This window comes from Methyloparacoccus murrellii (genome assembly GCF_054657115.1).
Window position 1 is genome coordinate 1 of the sequence record NZ_BAAHXD010000047.1, and the last position, 21,026, is coordinate 21,026.

At 67.3% G+C, this 21,026-nt stretch carries 16 protein-coding genes; 7 read left to right on the forward strand and 9 right to left on the reverse strand.

Annotation, left to right across the window (positions count from 1 at the left end):
* From ACYQ1H_RS12600 to ACYQ1H_RS12610, 3 genes are all read left to right on the forward strand, one after another.
* On the forward strand, positions 1–942 hold a 942-nt coding region (locus tag ACYQ1H_RS12600), incomplete at its 5' end, for a DNA recombination protein RmuC (RefSeq protein ID WP_460028389.1).
* A 298-nt stretch (positions 943–1,240) separates the two neighbouring features.
* Positions 1,241–1,984 carry a TerC family protein gene (locus ACYQ1H_RS12605; RefSeq protein ID WP_460028390.1) on the forward strand — a complete coding sequence of 248 codons (744 nt, stop codon included), beginning with the start codon at positions 1,241–1,243 and terminating at the stop codon, positions 1,982–1,984.
* 16 nt (positions 1,985–2,000) lie between these two features.
* Positions 2,001–2,429 carry a universal stress protein gene (locus tag ACYQ1H_RS12610; RefSeq protein WP_460028391.1) on the forward strand — a complete coding sequence of 143 codons (429 nt, stop codon included), beginning with the start codon at positions 2,001–2,003 and terminating at the stop codon, positions 2,427–2,429.
* A gap of 74 nt (positions 2,430–2,503) precedes the next feature.
* Here the strand turns inward: ACYQ1H_RS12610 and ACYQ1H_RS12615 are convergent, their stop codons facing one another.
* The 8 genes from ACYQ1H_RS12615 to hrpA all read right to left on the reverse strand — a co-directional run bounded on the left by ACYQ1H_RS12615 (position 2,504) and on the right by hrpA (position 13,944).
* Entirely contained in the window at positions 2,504–3,727 is a 1,224-nt protein-coding gene (locus ACYQ1H_RS12615) for an ABC transporter permease (RefSeq protein WP_460028392.1), read from the reverse strand.
* Complete coding sequence (locus ACYQ1H_RS12620) at positions 3,714–4,427, reverse strand: ABC transporter ATP-binding protein (protein WP_460028393.1); 714 nt, start codon at positions 4,425–4,427, stop codon at positions 3,714–3,716. The genes ACYQ1H_RS12615 and ACYQ1H_RS12620 overlap by 14 nt, the downstream gene beginning before the upstream one ends.
* Before the next feature lie 2 nt (positions 4,428–4,429).
* The gene (locus ACYQ1H_RS12625; RefSeq protein WP_460028394.1) at positions 4,430–5,605 is read right to left on the reverse strand and encodes an efflux RND transporter periplasmic adaptor subunit; all 1,176 of its coding nucleotides are present in this window, start codon (positions 5,603–5,605) and stop codon (positions 4,430–4,432) included.
* An 80-nt stretch (positions 5,606–5,685) separates the two neighbouring features.
* On the reverse strand, positions 5,686–7,248 hold the full coding sequence (locus ACYQ1H_RS12630) for a TolC family protein (RefSeq protein WP_460028395.1): 1,563 nt from the start codon (positions 7,246–7,248) through the stop codon (positions 5,686–5,688).
* 311 nt (positions 7,249–7,559) lie between these two features.
* Positions 7,560–8,207 carry a DUF2238 domain-containing protein gene (locus ACYQ1H_RS12635; protein WP_460028396.1) on the reverse strand — a complete coding sequence of 216 codons (648 nt, stop codon included), beginning with the start codon at positions 8,205–8,207 and terminating at the stop codon, positions 7,560–7,562.
* A gap of 17 nt (positions 8,208–8,224) precedes the next feature.
* Positions 8,225–9,160: a DNA ligase gene (locus ACYQ1H_RS12640; protein ID WP_460028397.1), complete on the reverse strand. Its 936-nt coding sequence runs from the start codon at positions 9,158–9,160 to the stop codon at positions 8,225–8,227.
* 20 nt (positions 9,161–9,180) lie between these two features.
* The gene (gene kdsB / locus ACYQ1H_RS12645) at positions 9,181–9,957 is read right to left on the reverse strand and encodes a 3-deoxy-manno-octulosonate cytidylyltransferase (RefSeq protein WP_460028398.1); all 777 of its coding nucleotides are present in this window, start codon (positions 9,955–9,957) and stop codon (positions 9,181–9,183) included.
* A 75-nt stretch (positions 9,958–10,032) separates the two neighbouring features.
* Positions 10,033–13,944 (reverse strand): ATP-dependent RNA helicase HrpA, encoded by a 3,912-nt coding sequence (hrpA, locus tag ACYQ1H_RS12650; RefSeq protein WP_460028399.1) that lies wholly within the window; start codon positions 13,942–13,944, stop codon positions 10,033–10,035.
* A 497-nt stretch (positions 13,945–14,441) separates the two neighbouring features.
* On the opposite strand from hrpA, the gene ACYQ1H_RS12655 reads away from it, so the two are divergent.
* The 4 genes from ACYQ1H_RS12655 to mutL all read left to right on the forward strand — a co-directional run bounded on the left by ACYQ1H_RS12655 (position 14,442) and on the right by mutL (position 19,153).
* Positions 14,442–14,801 carry a hypothetical protein gene (locus ACYQ1H_RS12655; protein WP_460028400.1) on the forward strand — a complete coding sequence of 120 codons (360 nt, stop codon included), beginning with the start codon at positions 14,442–14,444 and terminating at the stop codon, positions 14,799–14,801.
* Entirely contained in the window at positions 14,713–16,053 is a 1,341-nt protein-coding gene (locus tag ACYQ1H_RS12660) for an MBOAT family O-acyltransferase (protein ID WP_460028401.1), read from the forward strand. The genes ACYQ1H_RS12655 and ACYQ1H_RS12660 overlap by 89 nt, the downstream gene beginning before the upstream one ends.
* A 2-nt stretch (positions 16,054–16,055) precedes the next feature.
* Positions 16,056–17,228, forward strand: a complete 1,173-nt coding sequence (locus ACYQ1H_RS12665; protein WP_460028402.1) for a hypothetical protein — start codon at positions 16,056–16,058, stop codon at positions 17,226–17,228.
* 95 nt (positions 17,229–17,323) lie between these two features.
* On the forward strand, positions 17,324–19,153 hold the full coding sequence (mutL, locus tag ACYQ1H_RS12670; protein ID WP_460028403.1) for a DNA mismatch repair endonuclease MutL: 1,830 nt from the start codon (positions 17,324–17,326) through the stop codon (positions 19,151–19,153).
* Between the two features lie 9 nt (positions 19,154–19,162).
* Here mutL and ACYQ1H_RS12675 read toward each other — a convergent pair whose 3' ends face one another.
* Entirely contained in the window at positions 19,163–20,860 is a 1,698-nt protein-coding gene (locus tag ACYQ1H_RS12675; RefSeq protein WP_460028404.1) for an NAD-dependent malic enzyme, read from the reverse strand.
* Positions 20,861–21,026: the final 166 nt, after the last annotated feature.

The window sequence follows — 21,026 nt, forward strand, 5'->3', positions numbered from 1 at the left end:
AACCAGAAGCTGGAGCAGATGCGCCAGACTGTCGACGAAAAGCTGCACAGCACCCTGGAGCAGCGCCTGGGCGAATCCTTCAAGCGGGTCAGCGAACAGCTGGAACGGGTGCACGCGGGGCTCGGCGAGATGCAGAGCCTGGCCTCCGGCGTCGGCGACCTCAAGAAGGTGCTGAGCAACGTCAAGGTGCGCGGCACCTGGGGCGAGGTGCAGCTGGACAACCTCCTGGAGCAGATCCTGAGCGCCGGCCAGTACGCCAAGAACGTCGCCACCCGGCCCAACAGCACGGAACGGGTGGAATTCGCCATCCGCCTGCCCGGCCGTGACGAGGCTGGCAGCGTGATCTGGCTGCCCATCGATGCCAAGTTCCCGCTGGAGGATTACCAGAAGCTGCTGGAGGCGCAGGAACAGGGCGATGTGGCCGCCATGGAAGATGCCGGCCGCGCGCTGGAAAACCGCATCCGCGCCGAGGCCAAGACCATCCGCGACAAGTACATCGAACCGCCGCACACGACCGACTTCGGCCTGCTGTTCCTGCCCATCGAGGGGCTGTATGCCGAGGTCATCCGCCGGCCCGGCCTGTTTGACGCGCTGCAGCGCGACTACCGCATCACCCTCACCGGCCCGACCACGCTGACCGCCATCCTCAACAGCCTGCAAATGGGCTTCCGCACCCTGGCGATCGAAAAGCGCTCCAGCGAGGTCTGGCAGGTGCTCGGCGCGGTGAAGACGGAATTCGGCAAGTTCGGCGACGTGCTGGCCAAGACCAAGAAAAAGCTGGAGGAGGCCACCCGCACCATCGACCAGGCCGAGGTCCGCACGCGCGCCATCGACCGGTCCCTGCGCAAGGTGGAATCCCTGCCACCGGTGCAGTCGCGCGGCCTGCTCGAGGACCTGACCGAGGATCCCAGCCTGCTGGTGGACCCGCCGAATCCGGCCTGATGGCGGCCTGGCCGCTGTCCGGCTGGCGGCAACACCCTGCCGCCTGGCCACCCGCGCCACGGCGACACCCCAGACGGGTTGGCGGGATACCGGCGGCCATTGCCACCCCCACCGCGGCGGCCGGCAGTGCCGGCTCGCCGTTCCGGCGGGATGGCGGGCAACGCCTGCCCGACCGGCCATGGCCTGATAGAATCGCGCGCTCGACAGCCGCTGGCAACGGCCGGACGCCCCCGCTTGCGGGATGATCGTCCGCCCAGCCTTGCCATCCTCACCGCCCCTAGCCCGGAGTTTCGCGCGGATGCCCTCAATTGCACTGGACCCCGTTTTCTGGGTCGGACTCGGCCAGATCATGCTGGTCAACATCGTTCTCTCGGGCGATAACGCCGTCGTCATCGCCCTGGCGGCGCGCTCCCTGCCGGAACGCCAGCGCCGGCAGGCGGTGGTGTGGGGCTCGATCGCCGCCATCGTCATGCGTGTGATCCTTACCGTGGTGGCCCTGCAGCTGTTGCAGCTGCCATGGCTGAAGCTGGTCGGCAGCGGGCTCCTGTTCTGGATCGCCCTGAAGCTGCTGGCCCCCGAGGAGCACGAGGGCGACGGCATCGCCGGCAACCAGTCGCTGGTCGCCGCCATCCGCACCATCCTCATCGCCGACCTGGTCATGAGCCTGGACAACGTCCTGGCGGTGGCCGCTGCCGCCCGTGGCGACAACCTGCTGCTGATGCTGGGGCTCGGCATCAGCATCCCGCTGGTGATCTTCGGCAGCACGGTGATCCTGCGCCTGATGGACCGCTTCCCCGTCATCATCACCCTGGGCGCGGCCATCCTCGGCTATGTCGCCGGTGAGATGCTGGTCGGCGAGCCCGCGCTGGCGCGCTGGCCGCTGTTCGGCGAAGCCAGCCCGCTGCATGCCTGGCTGCCGCTGGCCGGCGCCCTGCTGGTGGTGGCGCTCGGCAAGTGGCAGGCGCAACGCCGGCTGGCCGCCCGGGCGCCGGCCTTCGTGGACCTGGCCCGCGACGACGAACAGCCCCAAACCCGCCGCTAACCCCTGGAGACTCAAGATGCTGAAACTGCTCGTGCCGGTGGACGGCTCCGACAACGCCGTGCGGCTGGTCGAATACCTGGCCCGCCAGTGGCTGCCCCGGCTAGTGGAAGCGGTCGACCTGCATCTCATCAACGTGCAGCCGGCCCTGCATGGCGAGGTCGGCATGTTCCTCAGCAGGGACCAGATCCGCAGCTACCATCATGACGAGGGCATCAAGGCGCTGCAGGTGGCGCGCGACCGGCTCGACGCGGCCGGCCTGGCCTACGCCTTCCACATCGGCGTCGGCGACCCGGCCGAAACCATCGTCCAGTTCGCCCGCGAGAAGCAGTGCGACCAGATCGTCATGGGCACGCGCGGACTCGGCAAGCTGGCCTCGCTGGTCCTGGGATCGGTCGCCTCGCGCGTCATCCAGCTGGCCGAGGTGCCGGTGATGCTGATCAAGTAGCCGCCGGGAACGCCCTGCCGTTACCCGGCCCGGGGCGGCGGCCACGGGGGATTTCCCGGCAGAGGCGAAGCGGGCTACTGATAGCGCAGGGCTTCGATGGGGCGCAGCTGGGCGGCCTTGCGCGCCGGGTAGAAGCCGAAGAAGATGCCGACCGCCGCGGCGACGCTGAAGGACAGCAGGATCGACCACAGCGTCACCACCACCGACATCCCGACGAATGCCGCCACCAGCCAGGCGCAACCGATGCCGAGGCCGACGCCGATCAGGCTGCCAGCCAGGGAAATGATCAGCGCCTCGACCAGGAACTGCACCAGCACGTTGCGACGGCGCGCGCCGATGGCCATGCGGATGCCGATCTCGCGGGTCCGCTCGGTCACGGAGACCAGCATGATGTTCATGATGCCGATGCCGCCGACCAGCAGCGAGATGCCGGCGATGGCGCCGAGCATCATCGACATGGCCCGGGTCGCGGTCGCCGCCGTGGCGGCCAGGGCAGTCAGGTTGCGCACCGTGAAGTCGTCGTCCTGGCCGGCGCGGATGCGGTGGCGCTGGCGCAGCACCTCGTTGATCTGCCGCTCGGCCCGCTCCATCACTTGCCCGGAGCGGGCCTTGACCATCATGAAGCGCACCATGCCGGGAAACTGATTGCCGAACAGCTGCCGCTGCGCGGTGCTGAGCGGCACCAGCGCCGTGTCGTCCTGGTCGCGGCCGTCCAGGCTCTGCCCCTTAGGCGCCAGCAGGCCGACCACCAGGAACGGGCTGTTCTTGATGCGCACGGTCTTGCCGACCGGGTCCTCGTCACCGAACAGGTTGCGCGCCACCGTCTGCCCCAGCACCGTGACGCGGGTCGCCGAACGCACGTCGACCTCGGTGAAGCCGGCGCCCGACACCGTCGGCCAGTTGCGAATCTCGAAGATCGACGGCGTGGTACCGGCCACCATGGTGGTCCAGTTGTTCGGCCCGTAGATCATCTGGGCGTTGTTGGGCGAGATCGGCGCCACCGCGGCGATGTCCGGCAGTTCCTCCAGCGCCAGGGCGTCGCTGGCGGTCAGGGTGGGAACGGTGCCGCCCCCCATGCGCACCCCGCCCGAGGTCGAGGAACCGGACAGGACGATGAACAGATTGCTGCCCATGGCGGCGATGGACTCGCTCACCATGCTCTGCGCGCCCTGCCCCACCGCCAGCATCAGCACCACCGCGCCCACGCCGATGATCATGCCGAGCATGGTCAGCCCGGTCCGCAGGCGGTTCGCGCCCATGGCCTGCAGGGCTTCGTCGAGGGTGTCAGCCAGGGTCATGATGGAAGTTCCGGATGATGCCGGCGATGCGGCCGTCGACGATGGACATGATGCGCTGGGCATGGCGGGCCACGTCGGCCTCGTGCGTCACCAGCACGATGGTCAGCCCCTGGCGGTTGAGCTCCTCGAACAGGGCCAGAATGTCCTCGCTGGTCTGGCTGTCGAGGTTGCCGGTCGGCTCGTCGGCGAGGATCAGCCGGGGCGCATTGGCCAGCGCGCGGGCAATCGCCACGCGCTGCTGCTGGCCGCCACTGAGCTGGGTGGGCCGATGCCGGATGCGGTCGCCCAACCCGACCCGGGTCAGGATCTGGCGGGCGATCGACTCCCGCTCGGCGCGCCTGACGCCGGCATAGACCAGGGGCAGCGCCACGTTGTCGAGGATGGTCTTGCGCGGCAGCAGGTTGAATCCCTGGAAGACAAAGCCAATCAGCCGGTTGCGCAGGTCCGCCAGTTCGTCCGGCCCCAGGCCGGCGGTATCGATGCCGTTGATGAGGTAATGCCCCGCGCTCGGCACATCGAGGCAGCCGAGGATGTTCATCAGGGTCGACTTGCCGGAACCCGACGGCCCCATGATGGCGACGAAATCGCCGGCCTGGATGCTGAAATTGAGGCCGTGCAGCACCGGCAGCGTCTCGCCGTCGCCCATGGGGTAGTCCTTGCGCAACCCCCGGGCCTGGATCAGCGGACTCGCCTCGGCCACGGTCAGAACATCCGGACCCGGAAGGACGAGCGCCCGCCGCCATTGCCGCCAGCCTTGTCCGCCGGCCGGCTATCCTCGATGACGAGGACATCGCCGGCTTGCAGGTCGCCCGACAGCACCTCCATGAACCTGCTGTCGCTGAGGCCGGGCCGCAGCGTCACCGGCGAGACCAGGCCGTTCCTGAGGCGGTAGACGGTCTTCTCCTCCGCCTGCTGCGAGCGCGGCTTCGGCGCGCCGCCGGCCGGGGGGATCCTGCCCGCGACCGCCTCGCTAGGCTTGTAGCGCAGGGCGCTGAGCGGGATGCGCAGCACCGCGTCACGGCTGGCGATGGCGACGTTGACGAAGGCCGTCATGCCGGGCAGCAGGGTTTCGTCGGGGTTGGCGACGTCGATCACCACGTTGTAGGTGACGACGTTCTGCAGGACCTGCGAATTCAGGCGGATCTGCCGCACCTGGCCGCGGTACTCGCGCCCGGGGAAGGCGTCCACGGTGAAGGTCGCCACCTGGCCGACCTTGATACCGCCCACGTCCGCCTCCGCCACCGTGGTGTCGATCTGCATGCGCTTGAGATTCTCGGCGATGGTGAACAGCACCGGCGTCTGGAAACTAGCCGCCACCGTCTGGCCGACGTCGACGTTGCGCGACACCACGATGCCGGACACCGGCGAGACGATGACGCTGTAGCGCAGGTTGGTTTGGTCGCGCAGGATCTCGGCCCGGGCCGCATCGACCTGGGCGCGGCCGACGCCGATCGCCTGCACCGCCTGGTCCCAGTCGGCGCGCGCCACATAGCCCTTCTCGAACAGCGCCCGGGTGCGGCCGGCGTTGGCCTCGGCCAGCCTGAGCGTGGCTTCGGCGTTGGCCAGCTTGGCGCGGCTCTGCTCCAGCGCGGCCTGGAACAGCGGGGGGTCCAGCTTCGCCAGCACCTGGCCGGACCTGACCCGGTCGTTGAAGTCGGCATACAGGCTCTGGACGGTGCCGGACACCTGGGTGCCGACATTGACCAGCACCACCGGATTGAGCGTACCGTTGGCCGACACAACCTTGAGAATCGGTCCCCGGTCGACCGTCTCGGTCAGGTAGGCATCCGCCGCCGGCGTCTGCCGCTCCTGCCACTGCCACCAGCCCAGCCCGGCCAGGGCGACGATCAGCAGCACTATCACAACCCTACGCCACATCGCTCCGCCTCCTTCCCGCGCGGGTCAAGTTCGGTTCCCCCGCCGGCGCAGCCCCGTGGGCGGCCGGCCCTGTCTGCGGCTCAGTCGGCAAGGTGGCGCTCCCCCGGCCCGTCCACGGCCGCGACGTCGTCCATGTCCAGCCGGCCCAGCGCCTGCGCCAGCTGGGCCTTGCCGATGCGCCAGTTGTAGTGCGCCTGGACATGCTGGTTGCGGGCATTGGCCAGGTTGGCCTCGGCATTGAGCAGCTCGACGATATTGCCGACGCCCTCCTGATAGCGTCCCAGCGCCACCGCCTCCGCTTGGGTGGCGCTGTCCAGCAGCTCCTGGGTGTTCTGCAGGTTCTCCCGCGTCGCCGCCAGCGTGTAGTAGGCCCGCCAGACCTCCTCGGCGATCGATTGCTCCAGCCGGTCGCGGTTGGCCGCCTGCGCCTCCACCTGCTCCTCGGCGCTCTTGATCTGATAGGTATTGCTGAAACCGGTGAACAGCGGCATGGCCACCTGTACGCCCACCGCCCAGCTGGGCAGGTTGGCGACCCCCACGGTCTCGAAGTAGGTGTAGTTGCCGACCAGCGACAGCGTCGGCAGGCTGCCCGAGCGCGCCTGGAGGATGTTGGCCTCGGATGCCTTGACCTGCGCCTCGGCGGCGGCCAGGTCGGGGCGCGACTGCCTGGCCAGCTCGATCAGGGTCTGCACATCCTTCTCCCGCTCCTGCACCGGCCCGGTCAGGCTGGGCGGCTCGAAACGCATCGAGGACTTCGGCTTCAGCCCCATCACCCTGGCCAGCGCCCCCAGGGCTGCCTGGGCATTGCCGACGGCGGTGCGCTGGTTGACCTTGGCCTGCGCATGGGAGGTCTGCGCCTGCAACTTGTCGCCCAGGGCGGCGGCGCCGATGTCGTAGCGGTAGGCCGCCGCATCCAGCGCCTTCTGCGTCGACCTGACGGTGGCCTCGGCCGCGTCCAGCGTCGCGTTGGCGGCAAACAGCTGGTAATACGCCTGGATGGCCCTGAAGAGCACGGTCTGCAGGATCGCGGCATGGCTCCAGTTGGCCGCCTCCAGGGCCTGCCGGGCCGCCTCCACCCGCGCGGCCCGGCCGCCGAAATCCAGCAGCAGGTAATTGAGGCTGAGCGTCGGCACGATGCGGGTGTTCTCGGCGCGGAAATCGCCGCCGCCCTGGACCGGCACGCCGTTGCTGATACCGCCGCCGGCCGTGTTCTTGCTGCGCGAGATGGGCATGGAAAAGTTGAGCGAGGGCAGATAGGCCGACTGCGCCACGCCCAGCTGCGACGCCTGCTGGCGGGCATTGGCCCAGGCCTGGCGGGTCTCCGGATTGTGGCACAGCGCCTGCTCGATCACGTCGATCAGGCCCCAGGCCTCCGGGCTCTGGGTCAGGATCCGGCAGGGGTCTGCGCCGGACCGGACCGGAGCCCGGCCGGGCGTAGCCGATACCGCCCCATGGGTGTCGAGCGGGTCGTCCGGATAGTCCACCCAGTCCCCGGCCCGCGCCGGACCGGTCTGCCATGCCAGCAGGCCGGCGATCAGCCAGATGCCGCAGCGGCTGCCGGCAGCCGGACCCGGCCGGTGGAGTGGCGACAAAGGCGGGCGGCGGCGCACGAAACGCTGGGAGGAAGGCGTAGCTGATGGCATGGAGGATTCTTGTACCGGGCACCGGGGGCGCCGTCACCGGTGCGGTCCGGCCGGTTTGTATCGGCCTGTATCCGGCAACCGTCAGGACATGTCCCGATACAAACCGGGGGCCTGCGGGGCGGTCGCCCGCCGGCCATCGACCCCGGGCAACCCCTCGGGGTTCCGCGCGCAAGCCGCCGGCTTTCCGGCGCCGGCCAGCCGAGGGGCCCCGGAAACACCGCCATATGGTGCCACAGCGCGCCCGGCCATGGTGGACACCGGCTGGCCGCCGGCCTGCCGGCCACGCCCGCAGGTCCGTGCCCGGATCGGCGTCAGGCCTGCCGCCACGGCGCCGGCGGGCATGACCCGCCGGCCAGGGTGCGCAGCTGCCGGTCATGCCAGCGGGACAGCGCCAGCAGGGCGGCAAGGGCACCGATGAGGGCGAACAGCATGTCGCCCTGCGCGTCCCAGGGATCGCCCTGGGTGCCGAGGAAAGCCACCGCGCCCTCGCCGAACAGGATGGCCAGCAGCCACTCGATCAGCTCGTAGACGGCACTGATGGCCAGGGCGATGCAGACGATCAGGAAGGCGCGCATGCGGTCGCCGTTGACGTAGCCCCCGCGCAGCAGGATTTCCCGCGCCGCCATGGCCGGCACCAGGCCCTGGAAAAAGTGGCCCAGCCTGTCATAGGGATTGCGGCTCAAGCCCAGCCAGTCCTGAAGCTGGAACCCCAGCGGCACACGGGCATAGGTGTACTGGCCGCCCTCGATCAGGACGATGCCGTGCAAAAGGATCAGCCCATACAGCAGCGCGGTCAGCGGAAACCGGCGGCGGGTCAGCCAGAGCAGCGGCAGCACGATGAGAACTGGCAGGACCTCGAGCAACCAGGTCGGGCCATCGTAAGCCTGGCAGCCGGACCAGGCCAGGAAGGCCAGCAGGATGCGCGACATGCCCGACAGCAGGCGGCGGGATGGGGCCATGCCGGCGTCCCGCGCGCTCAGGGCGGCTGGCGGCCGGCCAGATCGTCCCGCAACCGCAGGAAGCGGGCGAAACGCGGAATGCCGGATTGCGGGTGGATACCGTCATGGCGGTAGCTCACCCAGCTGCCGATGGGTGGCGGCGCGCGCCGCTCTTCAACGCTGAAGCCGCTGCCCAGCCGGAAGCGGACGCCCTCGGGCGTTTCCACCTCCAGCGACCCCAGCAACCCCGCGTAGCGCCCCTTGCCGGGCACATGGCCGACGACGCGGGCATCGGCATCCGTGAACGGCTTGAGCTTGAGCAGGTCATCGCTGCGCCCGGGCCGATACGGCGCGTCCGCCCGGTGCAGCATGAGCCCCTCGCCGCCCTGGCGGACGACCTCCTGCAGGCGGGCGGTCAGGGCGGCGCGGCTGGCGACCGGCGTCTGCTCGACCGCCTGCACCCATGGCTGGCCGATGCCGGCCACCAGCGCCGTCAGTGCCCGGTAGCGCTCCAGGAAAGGCCCCGGATGATCGGGGAGATCGAAGACCAGGTAGCGGATCTCGCGCCAGGCGGCCGTGTCCCCCGCCGGCGGCCTGAGGATCGACACGCTGCGGGCAAACCGGCCCCGGCCGGCCCACAGCTCGCCATCCAGCGCCTGCCGGGGCCAGCCAGCGGTGAACCAGGCAGGCGCCGGAATCGTTTCGCCGCCGCGGGTCAGGAAGCGCGAGCCGGTCCAGTAGCCACGGACGCCATCGTACTTCTCGCTGACCAGATAGTCCTCGACGCGAACGTCGGCCCGCAGGGTGTTCGCCAGCAGCAAAGCCGGCGGCTCCCCGGCGCTGGCGGCGCCCATGGCCAGGCCGGCGGCCAGGATCGTCCGCCGCAGGCCTGGCCATGGGCGCGCACGGCGGGGCGGCGGCGCCGGCCGGTTGCCGAACCCTGCCGCCTGTCCGGCGGATACCTGGCCTGTCATCGGGAACGTCGCGGGCCGGGCTAGGCGGAGCCGGCCAGCAGTTGCTGCACGCGCCGGAGATCCGCCTCCGTGTCCACCCCCGCATGCGGCGCATCCTCAACGGTGACGACGCGGATGCGCTCGCCCTGCCAGAGAATGCGCAGCTGTTCCAGCGCTTCCACCGCCTCCAGCCGGGAGGCGGGCCAGCCGACGTAGCGGCGCAGAAAGCCGGCGGTGTAGGCGTAGATGCCGATATGCCGCAGCCAGGGATAGGCGTCGGCCGCGGCCCGGTCGGTCTGGCCGAAGCTGTCGCGGTGCCAGGGGATGGGCGCCCGGCTGAAATAGAGCGCATGGCCATGGCGGTCGAGCACGACCTTGACCGCGTGGGGATCGAAGACATCGGCGGGATCGGCGATCGGCGCGGCCAGGGTGGCGACCTCGGCCTGTGTCGCGCCGGCCAGCGTCGCGGCCAGCCGGCGGATGAGCTCCGGCTGCATCAGCGGCTCGTCGCCCTGAAGATTGACGATCCGGGCAGCATCCGGCCAGCCGAGCCGCTCGGCCACCTCGGCGATGCGCTCGGTGCCGCTGGCATGGTCGGACCGGGTCATCACGGCGGTGACCGGCAGGTTGGCCACCGCGGCGCAGATGCGCGGGTCGTCGGTGGCGACGAACACCTCGGTGCCGGCGGCCAGCGCCCGCTCGCAAACATGGGCGATCATCGGCTTGCCGGCAATTTCCAGCAAGGGCTTGCCCGGCAGGCGGCTGGAGCCGTGCCGGGCCGGAATGACGATCTTGAAGGCGCTGGTTTCCATCGGCATGGGTATCGATTGGCGAGGTCGGTTTCTGAACGAAGGGGGACTGGACGCGCATATTGCCATGCCGGGGCGCCGGAATCAGCGGGCCAGCCCCGCGGCCTTCCACGCCTCGGCCAGCCGCTTGGCGGAGACGGGGTACGGCGTCTTCAGCTGCTGGGCGAACAGGGATACCCGGAACTCCTCCAGTTGCCAGCGGAAAGCATCCCGCTCCGGAACGATGCGCCCATGGCTGGCTTTCACCGCCTGCCAATAGCGGTCCAGGAACGGTTCGATCTCCCGGTACTGCCGGAGATCGCGCAAGGGATCCTGGGGGCCCTTCTCCAGCCGGTTGAGCACCGCCTTCAGGTAGCGCGGCAGTTCGCCGATGTGGCGATACGGTGTCGTGACCCAGAAGCCGCGATAGAACAGCAGGCCCAGCTGGGCCCGCACGTCGTCGGCCAGTGACGCGGCGCGACAGGCCTTCAGGCGGGTCTGGACCTCGGCATACAGCGCCAGGGCGGTCTGTGCCGTTGCCGCCATCGCCTCGGCCTTGGCGACCAGCTCGGTCCGCCGCGCCCGAAGGCGCGCCTCGAAATCGGCGGCACCGCGGATGTCGGGCTGGTCCTCCAGAAACAGCGCCGCCATCAGCCGGTCGAGCAGGTCGTCGCGCAGGTCGCGCTCGGCCTTGAGTTCCGGGTACAGGAACGGGTGCGCCGGCAGCTGCCGGTAGAGCAGCTCGGCCTGGGCATTCAGCGCCAGATGCTTGCGCAGATATTTCAGATCCCGGGCCAGCGCCAGCCGGAACAGCCGCGCAAGCCCCGCCTCCTGCTGGCAGGCGGCTTCCTCCGGCGTGGGAAAGACCCGCACGCCGACGGTCTCGCCTTCGTCGACCACCGCCGGAAAGCCATGGACGGTCTGCCCGTCATGCTCACCATCGAAGACCGCCGGCAACTCGCCGAAGTCCCAGGTCCGGCTGCCGGTATGCAGGTAGGCTTCCTGCGCCAGCTGGCGGAACTGCTGGCCGGCATCGGCGGCATGGCGGTGCTTGAGCGGGTCGAGGTCGCGCGCGTGGTCGATGACCTGGTTGGCCTCGTTGACCACGGCGAAATTCATCCGCAGGTGCGCCGGCAGCAGCTCCTCGCGGAACGACTGGGTGGAGACGGCGATGCCGCCGGTCTTCTTCAGCGCCGCCGACAGCTGCGCGTAGAGCGCGCCCTGGCCGACGTCCAGCATCGGCAGCACGCGCTCGGCATGCTCGGGCACGGGCACGAAATGGATGCGCAGGGTCTTGGGCAGGGACTTGATCAGGGCCGCGACCTTTTCCCGCAACAGGCCCGGCACCAGCCAGCGGAATGGCTCCGGGTCCAGCGGGTTGAGCAGGTGCAGGGGGATGATGGCAGTGACGCCGTCGTCCTCATGGCCGGGCTCGAAGCGGTATTGCAGGGCGATGCGCAGCGCCCCGACCTGAATGTGATCGGGGAAATTGCGATCGTCCAGCGAGGCATCCTGCTTGGCGGTGATGTCGCCGACGGTCAGCCTGAGCAGCTCCGGATCGCGCCGCTCCGCGCCCTTGCGCCAGCGTTCGAAGGTGACGCCGTTGACCACCTCCGGCGGTATGCGCTCGTCGAAGAAGCGGTACAGCCAGGCGTCGTCCACCACCAGATCGACGCGCCGGCCCTTCTGTTGCAGGTAGTCGGCCTCGCTCAGCAGCTTCAGGTTGTGCAGGAAAAACGGCGCCTTGCTGTCGTAGTCCATCTGCACCAGCGCGTGGCGGATGAACAGCTCGCGGGCCTCGACCGGATTGACCCGCTCGTAGGGAATCTTGCGCCCGGCCTGCACGGTCAGGCCGAACAGCAGCGTCCGCTCGTGCACCGCCACCCGCGCCGCCTTGCGCTCCCAGTGCGGGTCGTAGTACTGGTGCTTGACCAGGTGCGCGCCGACCTGCTCGATCCACTCCGGCTCGATCTTCGCCACCGTGCGCGCGTAGACCTTGGTGGTTTCCACCTGCTCGGCGCAGACCATCCACTTCGGCTTGACCTTGAACAGGAAGGAGCCGGGGTGGATGAACAGCTTCGCCCCGCGCGCGCCGACATACTCGGCCTGCTCCTGGCGCAGGCAGACGTTGGACAGGAGGCCCGCCAGCAACGCCCGGTGGATTTCGCCGTATTCGCCCGGGGCCTGGTTCGGCTTCAGCTCCAGCTCGCCCTTGACCACCTCCATGATCTGGCTGTGGATGTCGTGCCACTCGGTCATGCGCACATAGGACAGGAAGTTATCGCGGCAGTACTGGCGCAGCTTGGCCCGAGACAGGTGCTGCTTCTGTTCCTCGAAGTCCTGCCAGAGCCTGAGCAGGGACATGAAATCCGAGTTTTCGTCCTTGAAGCGGGCATGCTTCTGATCGGCATGAGCGGCCTTGTCCGCCGGCCGCTCGCGCGGATCGGGCACGCTCAGCGCGGCGACGATGACGGCGATCTCGCTCAGGCAATGCTCCTCCGCCCCGGCCAGCAGCATGCGGCCCAGGCGCGGGTCGACCGGCAATTTGGCGAGCCGGCGGCCGAGGTCGGTGATCTGGCCGCGCTCGTCCAGCGCGTTGACCTCCTGCAGGGTGCGCATCCCGTCGCGGATCAGACGTGGATCGGGCGGTTCGACAAACGGAAAACGGCTGATGTCGCCCAGCTTCAGCGCGTGCATCTGCAGGATGACGGCAGCCAGGTTGGTGCGCAGGATTTCCGGATCGGTGAATTCCGGCCGGTTGAGGTAATCCTGCTCCGGGTACAGGCGGATGGCGATGCCCGGCCCGACCCGGCCGCAGCGGCCCGAGCGCTGGCTGGCGGATGCGCGCGACACCTTCTCGATCGGCAGCCGTTGCAGCTTGCTGCGGTGGGAATAGCGGCTGATGCGGGCATGGCCGGTATCGATCACCGAACGGATGCCCGGCACCGTCAGCGAGGTCTCGGCCACGTTGGTGGCCAGCACGATGCGGCGCGCGCCGGTAGGCCGGAACACCTTCTCCTGCTCCGACTGCGACAGCCGCGAATACAGCGGCAGGATCTCGCACTTGGACGGATGATGCTTGCGCAGCGATTCGGCCGTCTCGCGGATCTCGCGCTCGCCGCTGAGGAAGATGAGGATGTCGCCCGGCAGCTCGCGCCAGAGTTCGTCCACCGCATTGAGAATGGCGGTTTGTTCGGCCTTGTCGGTCTCGTCGCCCTCTTCGATCGCCACCGGCCGGTAGCGCACATCCACCGGGTAGGTCCGCCCGGACACGTTGATGATCGGCGCGTCGCGCCCGCCCTGGCCGAAATGGCGGGCAAAGCGCTCGGGGTCGATGGTGGCCGAGGTGATGATCAGCTTGAAATCCGGCCGACGCGGCAGCAGCCATTTCAGGTAGCCCAGCAGGAAATCGATGTTGAGACTGCGCTCGTGGGCCTCGTCGACGATCAGCGTGTCGTACTGGTCGAGAAAGCGGTCGTGCTGCGTTTCCGCCAGCAGGATGCCGTCGGTCATCAGCTTGACCAGGCTGTCCGGCCGGGTCTTGTCCTGGAAGCGCACCTTGTAGCCGACCGCCTGGCCCAGCGACTGCCCCAGCTCCTCGGCGATGCGCGCCGCCACCGTGCGGGCGGCGATGCGGCGCGGCTGGGTATGGCCGATGAAGCCGGTCAGCCCCCGCCCCGCCTCCAGGCAGATCTTCGGCAACTGTGTCGTCTTGCCGGAGCCGGTCTCGCCGCAGACGATGACCACCGGGTGCGCCAGCATCGCCGCCAGAATCTCGTCCTTTTTCTCCGACACCGGCAGGTCGGGATAGTCGAGCTTCGGCACGCTCGCCACCCGCGCCACGCGGATGGCCGCCGAGGCTTCGATCCGCGCCTGCAGCCCGGCCAGCTCGGCGGCAACGTCCCTGCCGGCCCCGGCATCGCGCCTGATCCGCTCCAGCGCCCGGCGCAGGCGGTGCTGGTCCTTTCTGAGACAGTGCGCAAGCCGTGAATCGAGGGAACTGATTGCTGACAACATCAAGGGAGAGGATACGTGACGAACAAGGGAGGCCGGCCAGCCTGTCATGATACAAGCAAGCCGGACCGCGAATGGGGCCGGATGCGGCCGGGAGTACTACGTAACGAAACCCGTGCCTGACCGCAATCCCTGGGGCAGGGCCCTACCCGGGGAATGCTATGATGGCTTGCCCGGCGAGAAGCCAGATTGCCATATCCGCCGTCACCGTCTCCGGGACAGGCCAGGTCGTCATCCCGGCCAGCGTCATTCGCCGAAAGCTTGGCAGGCGACCCGGCTGCCCAGCGGATTTTGTGCCCGCTGGCGCGCGTCCATGTCGACGACCCCAAGGACCCGGAAGCGACCAGGCAACCTCCGCCGCCGTTCATCCACGCAACCGCCATGGGTACCCGGGGTTTCTGACATTCGATGACGGACGCCTGACCCGCAGAGCGCAGCGGCGCGGCATGCGCCCAGCCGTGCGTGTACTGAAAGGTTGATGTTCACGAGGCAGCACAACCATGCTTTTCAATTCCTACAGCTTTATCTTCCTCTATTTGCCCATTACCTTCACCGGCATGTTCTGGCTGGGGCGCTACAGCCACCGGCTGGCCACCCTCTGGCTGGTCATGGCTTCGCTAACCTTTTATGCGGTTTGGGATACGCGCTTCGTTTTGCTATTGCTTACATCCATCGCCTTCAACTATTCCGCCGGTTATTGGATTGGTCATTGCATGCAACGAAAACAGGCAGGCAGGCAGGCAGGCAGGCAGGCAGGCAAAAACCGTTCTGATGACCGCGATCACTGTCAATCTGATAGCGCTCGGTTACTTCAAGTACGCCAACTTCTTCATCGATTCAGCGAACCAGCTTTTCGATAGCCGCATTCCGACGCTGGACATCATCCTGCCGCTGGGCATTTCCTTCTTTACCTTTACCCAGATTGCCTTTCTGGTGGATGTTTATCGCGGCATCGCCCGTGAGTACAGTTTTATTCACTATCTGCTGTTCGTGACTTGGTTTCCACACCTGATTGCCGGCCCGGTACTGCATCACAAACAGATGATGCCGCAATTCGGCCAGGCAGCTACCTATCGGATCAATCTGGATCATGTTGCCGTGGGTCTGACCATCTTCGTAATCGGCCTTGCAAAGAAAGTGCTACTCGCCGATAACCTGGCGGACTATGCCACACCCATCTTCAATGCAGCCAGCGAGGGACACACCCTCATGTTCGTCGAGTCCTGGGTCGGCGCGCTGTCCTATACGCTGCAACTGTATTTCGATTTTTCGGGCTATTCCGACATGGCGATCGGGCTGTCGTTGATGTTCAACGTGCGCCTGCCGCTCAACTTCGACTCACCGTACAAGGCCACCAACATCATCGACTTCTGGCGGCGGTGGCACATGACGCTGTCGACCTTTCTCCGTGACTACCTCTATATCCCACTTGGCGGGAATCGCAACGGTCCTGTCCGCCGCTACCTCAACCTGATGATTACCATGCTGCTGGGCGGACTCTGGCACGGCGCAGGGTGGACTTTCGTGGTCTGGGGGGGATTGCACGGCCTGTATCTGATGATCAACCATGCCTGGCGCGAACTGAGAGCCAGGCTTGGCTGGATTGGGTGTGGGGGACGACTGGAAAAACTCGGCGCGGGTGCACTGACCTTCCTCGCGGTTATCGTGGCATGGGTGTTTTTCCGTGCGGACAGTTTTGCCTCAGCGTTGTCCATGCTTGCCGGCATGGCGGGCCTGAGCGGCTTGTCGCTGCCAACCTCACTGGAACCACATCTGTCCCCCCTGTTTCAAAACCACGAACTGATCACGCCACTGTTCGTTGGCATGTTTCCCAACACGTACCTTAACACCGGACATTCAATTGGCAGCATAGCCATTGGCTTGGCGCTGGTTTGGCTATTTCCGAATACCCGGCAAATCATGCGCGACTACAGACCAACTTGGGACGACATGGCAGGCAAACCCACACCCGCGCCAATACCGAAAGGCCTAATCGCGCGATTAGCGGTGTGGCAACCCTCGGTTCCACTAGCCTTGGCAATGGGGTTTCTATTCTATTCCTGCGTGATATCGCTGACAAAGATCAGCGAGTTTCTTTACTTCCAGTTCTAGCCATGCGTCGCTATTTGATGATTTTTACCTTAGGTTGGGCGCTACCCATTTCAATTTTCACTGGAATCAACTACCTCGTCGATCCATATCGAATCTTTCATAAACCAGTACTGCGAGATAATTACTATACATCCGACAGAGACATGCGAGACGCGTCTGCCGGCATCATCAACACGGAAGAATTCGATGCCATGATCTTGGGATCAAGCATGGCTCAAAACTTTTCACCCAACGAGGCCAGCAGGCTTTTCGGACAGACATTCGTAAACATATCGATGGGTGGGTCAGGCATTCCCGAGAGGTCCCTGGTATTGAGCTATGCCTTCTCCAAAAAGCAAATCGCGACGGTTATCTTCTCACTCGACTGGGACTGGGGGCTTACTCACGCCGAACTCGAGAGATCACCCATCGCTCCATATGCCTATCTCTACGACGATGATCGCATAAATGACATATTGATCTATACAACCAATATAAGGCCCCTTCGCTATGCGTTGTGTCGCAACATCTTCATCCCAAACGATTTGCTCTGCAAAAACAGCAGAAACGACCTCGAAAGCCTCGCTGAGTGGCATTCAATCCAAGATAATAGCAAGCGCTTTGGCGGGATCATAAATTGGCTGGAAGCAAGAAATAACACTCAGATTCAAGACGCATTAAAATCCATAGCCGACAGCATCCGTCGGGTCGAATCCGGCCAGATCGTACCTGTTGACTTAGCCCGGGCCGAGAAAAAGACTGCACGAGATGGGCGCGTCTTTCAGGATGATATGCTGAAACTGGCAGGCCAACATCCGCAGACGCACTTCTACTTGTTCTTTCCTCCTTACTCGCGGTTGAACTTCGCCATATTGCAGCAGAGCAACCCGCAGCGATTCGAGGAATATTTAGAGATATTACGGCTGGTCGTGAATAAGAGCACCAGTTACCCCAATGTTCATGTTTTCGGTTTTGAAAACGAGAACTTCCTCGATGACATCGCGAACTACAAAGACACCAGCCACTACCACCAGCGCTACAATTCGGCGATGCTGCACTGGATGAAAAATGGTGAACATGAACTGACGCCTAGCAACATTGAGCCCTATACCCGAATTATCACCAAGCGCGCTGCGGACTATCCGCTCATGGACATCGGCGCCCAAATTGATGCCTACCTGTCAAAAATTCATTGAGAAGGCGCCGTGACCGCAACAGTCACTGAGACGCGCCAACTTGCGATCGCCATCCCCGAGCGATACCCCCCGTTCCTGCAACCACTGACCCCACCATGCCCATCCGCCCCCTGCCGCCGCAACTCATCAACCAGATCGCCGCCGGCGAGGTCGTCGAGCGGCCCGCCTCGGCGGTCAAGGAACTGGTCGAGAACGCCATCGACGCGGGCGCCGGGCAGGTCGAGATCGAGATCGAGCAGGGCGGACTGCGGCTGCTGCGGGTGCGCGACGACGGGTGCGGCATCGCCCGCGACGAGCTGACCCTGGCGCTGTCGCGCCATGCCACCAGCAAGATCGCCAGCCTCGACGATCTCGAGCAGGTCATGACCCTGGGTTTCCGCGGCGAGGCGCTGCCGAGCATCAGCTCGGTGTCGCGGCTGGTGCTCACCTCGCGCCCGCGCGGCGAGCCGCATGCCTGGCAGGTCAGCAGCGATGGCGCCGAGGCGACGTTCGACATCCGCCCGGCGGCGCACCCCGAAGGCAGCACCGTGGAGGTGCGCGACCTGTTCTACAACATGCCGGCCCGGCGCAAGTTCCTGCGCTCGGAGAAGACCGAGTTCCAGCACATCGAGACGCTGGTCCGCCGCCTGGCGCTGGGTCGGCTGGACCTGGGGCTGTCGCTCAGCCACAACCAGCGCCGTGTCCTGCAACTCCGGCCCGGCCGCGACCCGGCCGACGTCGAGCGGCGGCTGGCGGCCCTGCTGGGCGAGGATTTCCTGGAACAGAGCCTGCCGCTGGACATCGGCGCCTCCGGCCTGCGCCTGCACGGCTGGATCGGCCTGCCGACCTTTTCCCGTAGCCAGGCCGACCAGCAGTATTTCTACGTGAACGGCCGACTGGTGCGCGACAAGCTGGTGAGCGTCGCCATCCGCCAAGGCTATCAGGACGTGCTCTACCATGGCCGGCATCCGGTCTATGTGCTGTATCTGGAACTGGACCCCGGCCTGGTCGACGTCAACGCCCACCCGACCAAGATGGAAGTGCGCTTCCGGGAGGCGCGGCTGGTGCACGATTTCCTCTTCCGCGGGCTGCACCGCGCACTGGGTGGCGCCAGGGCCGGACTCGGCGTTGCGGCCACCGTGGTGGAGGAGACGATGGCGCCGGCGCAACCGGCCGTCGCCGCCCCGGCCGCGCGCGCCGTCTTCGCGGCGCCCGCCCAGGCTGGACAGGCCGGGACCGCCCTGCCGCCCCGCCAGGCCGAGCTGCCGCTGAACGTGGCGGAGCTGCTGCCGCGCTACACGGCGCTGTATGCGCCGCCGGACACCGGAGCCGCCGCGCCCGCCGCTGCCGACGGAAGAAACCTGCCGCCGCTGGGCTATGCCCTCGCCCACCTCCACGGCGCCTTCATCCTGGCCGAGAATGCCGAAGGCCTGGTCCTGGTCGACGCCCACGCGGCGCACGAGCGGGTGACCTACGAGAAGCTGAAACGGCAACGGGCAGCGGGCAATATCCCCAGCCAGCCGCTGTTGCTGCCCATCCGGCTGCGGGTCAGCGAGGCCGAGGCGGAACTGGCGGTCGAACGCGAGGCCGAGCTGGCGGCGCTGGGCATCGAGCTGGGGCGGATCGGCCCGGACACGCTGCTGGTCCGCGCGCTGCCGGCCCTGCTCTGCCAGGGCGACGGCGAGCCGCTGGTGCGCGACGTGCTGGCCGACCTGCTGACCGATGGCCGGAGCCGCCGGGTCGAGGAAAAACTGAACGCCCTGCTCGCCACCATGGCCTGCCACGGCTCGGTACGCGCCAACCGCAAGTTGAGTGTGCCGGAGATGAACGCCCTGCTGCGGGAGATGGAGGCCACCGAGCGCAGCGGCCAGTGCAATCACGGCCGCCCGACCTGGGTCCGGCTGAGCCTCGCCGAGCTCGACAACCTGTTCCTGCGCGGCCGCTAGCCGGGCCGGCTACAGCGGCAGCTCGCAATAGGCCGGCTGCCACTGGTTGAGGCGGATGGCCTCGCGCAGGGATTCGCGATCCGCCACCGGCGCGACGCCATCCGCCACCGCCTGCAGGGCCACCGCCAGCGCCACCTCGGCGGCCACTTCCCGCGCCCGCTGCAAGGGCGGCAGCAGCGGCGCGCCGGGTGCCGACAAGGCGGGCGACAGACGCGCCAGCGCCTCGGCGGCGGCGATGAGCATGCTGTCGGTGACCCGCCAGGCACGCCCGGCCACCAGCGCCAGACCGACCGCCGGGAAGATGTAGACGTTGTTGCACTGGGCGATGCGGTAGTCGCACCCGGCATGGGCAACGGCCGGGAACGGCGATCCGGTCGCCACCAGGGCGCGGCCGTCGGTCCAGGCGATCAGCTGTTCGGCGGTGGCCTCGGCGCGGCAGGTCGGGTTGGACAGCGGGAAGATGATCGGCCGCTCGACCTTGCCGGCCATGCCGCGCACCACCGCTTCGTCAAAGGCGCCGGCCACGGTGGACAGGCCGATCAGGATGGTGGCGCGGATCTGGCCGATCACCTCGGCCAGGCCGATCGTGCCGCGCGCGCTCCTGGGCCAGTCGGCCACGGCCGCCCATGGCTGGGCGTAGGGGCGCTGCTCCGGCAGCAGGTCGGCGCGCCGGTCGTGCAGCAGGCCGTCCTTGTCGATCAGATAGAAGCGGGCGCGCGCCTCGGCTTCGCTCAGGCCCTGCTTGACCAGGGCGGCGCGCAGGTAATCGGCGACGCCGATGCCGGCCGAGCCCGCGCCGAGGAAGACGATGCGCTGATCGCGCAGGGCCTCGCCGGCGACGTTGACGGCGCTGAGCACCGCGCCCAGCGCCACCGCCGCCGTGCCCTGGATGTCGTCGTTGAAGCTGAGCAGGCGGTCGCGGTAGCGCTCCAGCAGCGGCCGCGCGTGCGGAGTGGCGAAATCCTCCCATTGCAGGCAGACCCGCGGCATCGCCGCCGTGACCGCCTGCACGAACTCGTCCACGAAATCGTAGTAGTCGTCGCCGGTCACCCGCTCGTGGTGCCAGCCGAGATACAGCGAATCGGCCAGGCGCTCCGGATTGTTGGTGCCGACATCCAGCATGATCGGCAGGGTGCGCTCCGGGTGGATGCCGCCGATCAGGGTGTAGAGAGACAGCTTGCCGATCGGGATGCCCATGCCGCCGGCGCCCTGGTCGCCGATGCCGAGGATGCGCTCGCCGTCCGAGACCACGATGACGTCGATATCGCCGACCGGGCGGTTGGCCAGGATGCGGCGGATGTTGCCGCGGTTCGGCCAGGAGATGAACAGGCCGCGGGGCCGCCGGTAGATCTGGCTGAAACGCTGGCAGGCCAGCCCCACGGTCGGGGTATAGACGACCGGCAGCATCTCCTCGATGTGGCCCAGCAGGAGGCGGTAGAACAGCACCTCGTTGGTGTCCTGCAACTGCCGCAGGTAGATGTGCTTGCCGAGATCGCCCTCGGCCTCGCGAAAGGCGCCGTAGGCGCGTGCCAGCTGCTCGTCGAGGGTGTCCACATGCGGCGGCAGCAGGCCGCGCAGGCCATAGACGTCGCGCTCCGCCTCGGTAAAGGCGCTGCCCTTGTTGTAGATGGGATTCTCCAGCAGGGTCTGCCCGTACAGGTAGCCCGGCAGGAACGGCCGCGGGGTATCGCGCCGGTGGGGAATCATGGGTGCGGCTCCGGTCGACCCGATCGCGACGGGCGCGGCCGGCTGCCGTGAACCGGCCGTCGGACCGGGGCATCTGTCCAGTACGAATTCATCATGGCCGTCGGATGGGGTTGCCGCTTGGACCGATCGAGACTGACTCCGCCGCCATCCGTCCCGCCGGCGGGGC

Coding starts and splice junctions, on each gene's coding strand:
- ACYQ1H_RS12660 (WP_460028401.1), top strand. CDS start 14,713: ATGACCGCGATCACTGTCAATCTGATAGCGCTCGGTTACTTCAAGTAC.
- ACYQ1H_RS12615 (WP_460028392.1), bottom strand. CDS start 3,727: ATGACCCTGGCTGACACCCTCGACGAAGCCCTGCAGGCCATGGGCGCG.
- ACYQ1H_RS12610 (WP_460028391.1), top strand. CDS start 2,001: ATGCTGAAACTGCTCGTGCCGGTGGACGGCTCCGACAACGCCGTGCGG.
- ACYQ1H_RS12655 (WP_460028400.1), top strand. CDS start 14,442: ATGCTTTTCAATTCCTACAGCTTTATCTTCCTCTATTTGCCCATTACC.
- hrpA (WP_460028399.1), bottom strand. CDS start 13,944: ATGTTGTCAGCAATCAGTTCCCTCGATTCACGGCTTGCGCACTGTCTC.
- ACYQ1H_RS12665 (WP_460028402.1), top strand. CDS start 16,056: ATGCGTCGCTATTTGATGATTTTTACCTTAGGTTGGGCGCTACCCATT.
- ACYQ1H_RS12630 (WP_460028395.1), bottom strand. CDS start 7,248: ATGCCATCAGCTACGCCTTCCTCCCAGCGTTTCGTGCGCCGCCGCCCG.
- ACYQ1H_RS12635 (WP_460028396.1), bottom strand. CDS start 8,207: ATGGCCCCATCCCGCCGCCTGCTGTCGGGCATGTCGCGCATCCTGCTG.
- ACYQ1H_RS12675 (WP_460028404.1), bottom strand. CDS start 20,860: ATGATTCCCCACCGGCGCGATACCCCGCGGCCGTTCCTGCCGGGCTAC.
- ACYQ1H_RS12605 (WP_460028390.1), top strand. CDS start 1,241: ATGCCCTCAATTGCACTGGACCCCGTTTTCTGGGTCGGACTCGGCCAG.
- mutL (WP_460028403.1), top strand. CDS start 17,324: ATGCCCATCCGCCCCCTGCCGCCGCAACTCATCAACCAGATCGCCGCC.
- ACYQ1H_RS12625 (WP_460028394.1), bottom strand. CDS start 5,605: ATGTGGCGTAGGGTTGTGATAGTGCTGCTGATCGTCGCCCTGGCCGGG.
- kdsB (WP_460028398.1), bottom strand. CDS start 9,957: ATGCCGATGGAAACCAGCGCCTTCAAGATCGTCATTCCGGCCCGGCAC.
- ACYQ1H_RS12640 (WP_460028397.1), bottom strand. CDS start 9,160: ATGACAGGCCAGGTATCCGCCGGACAGGCGGCAGGGTTCGGCAACCGG.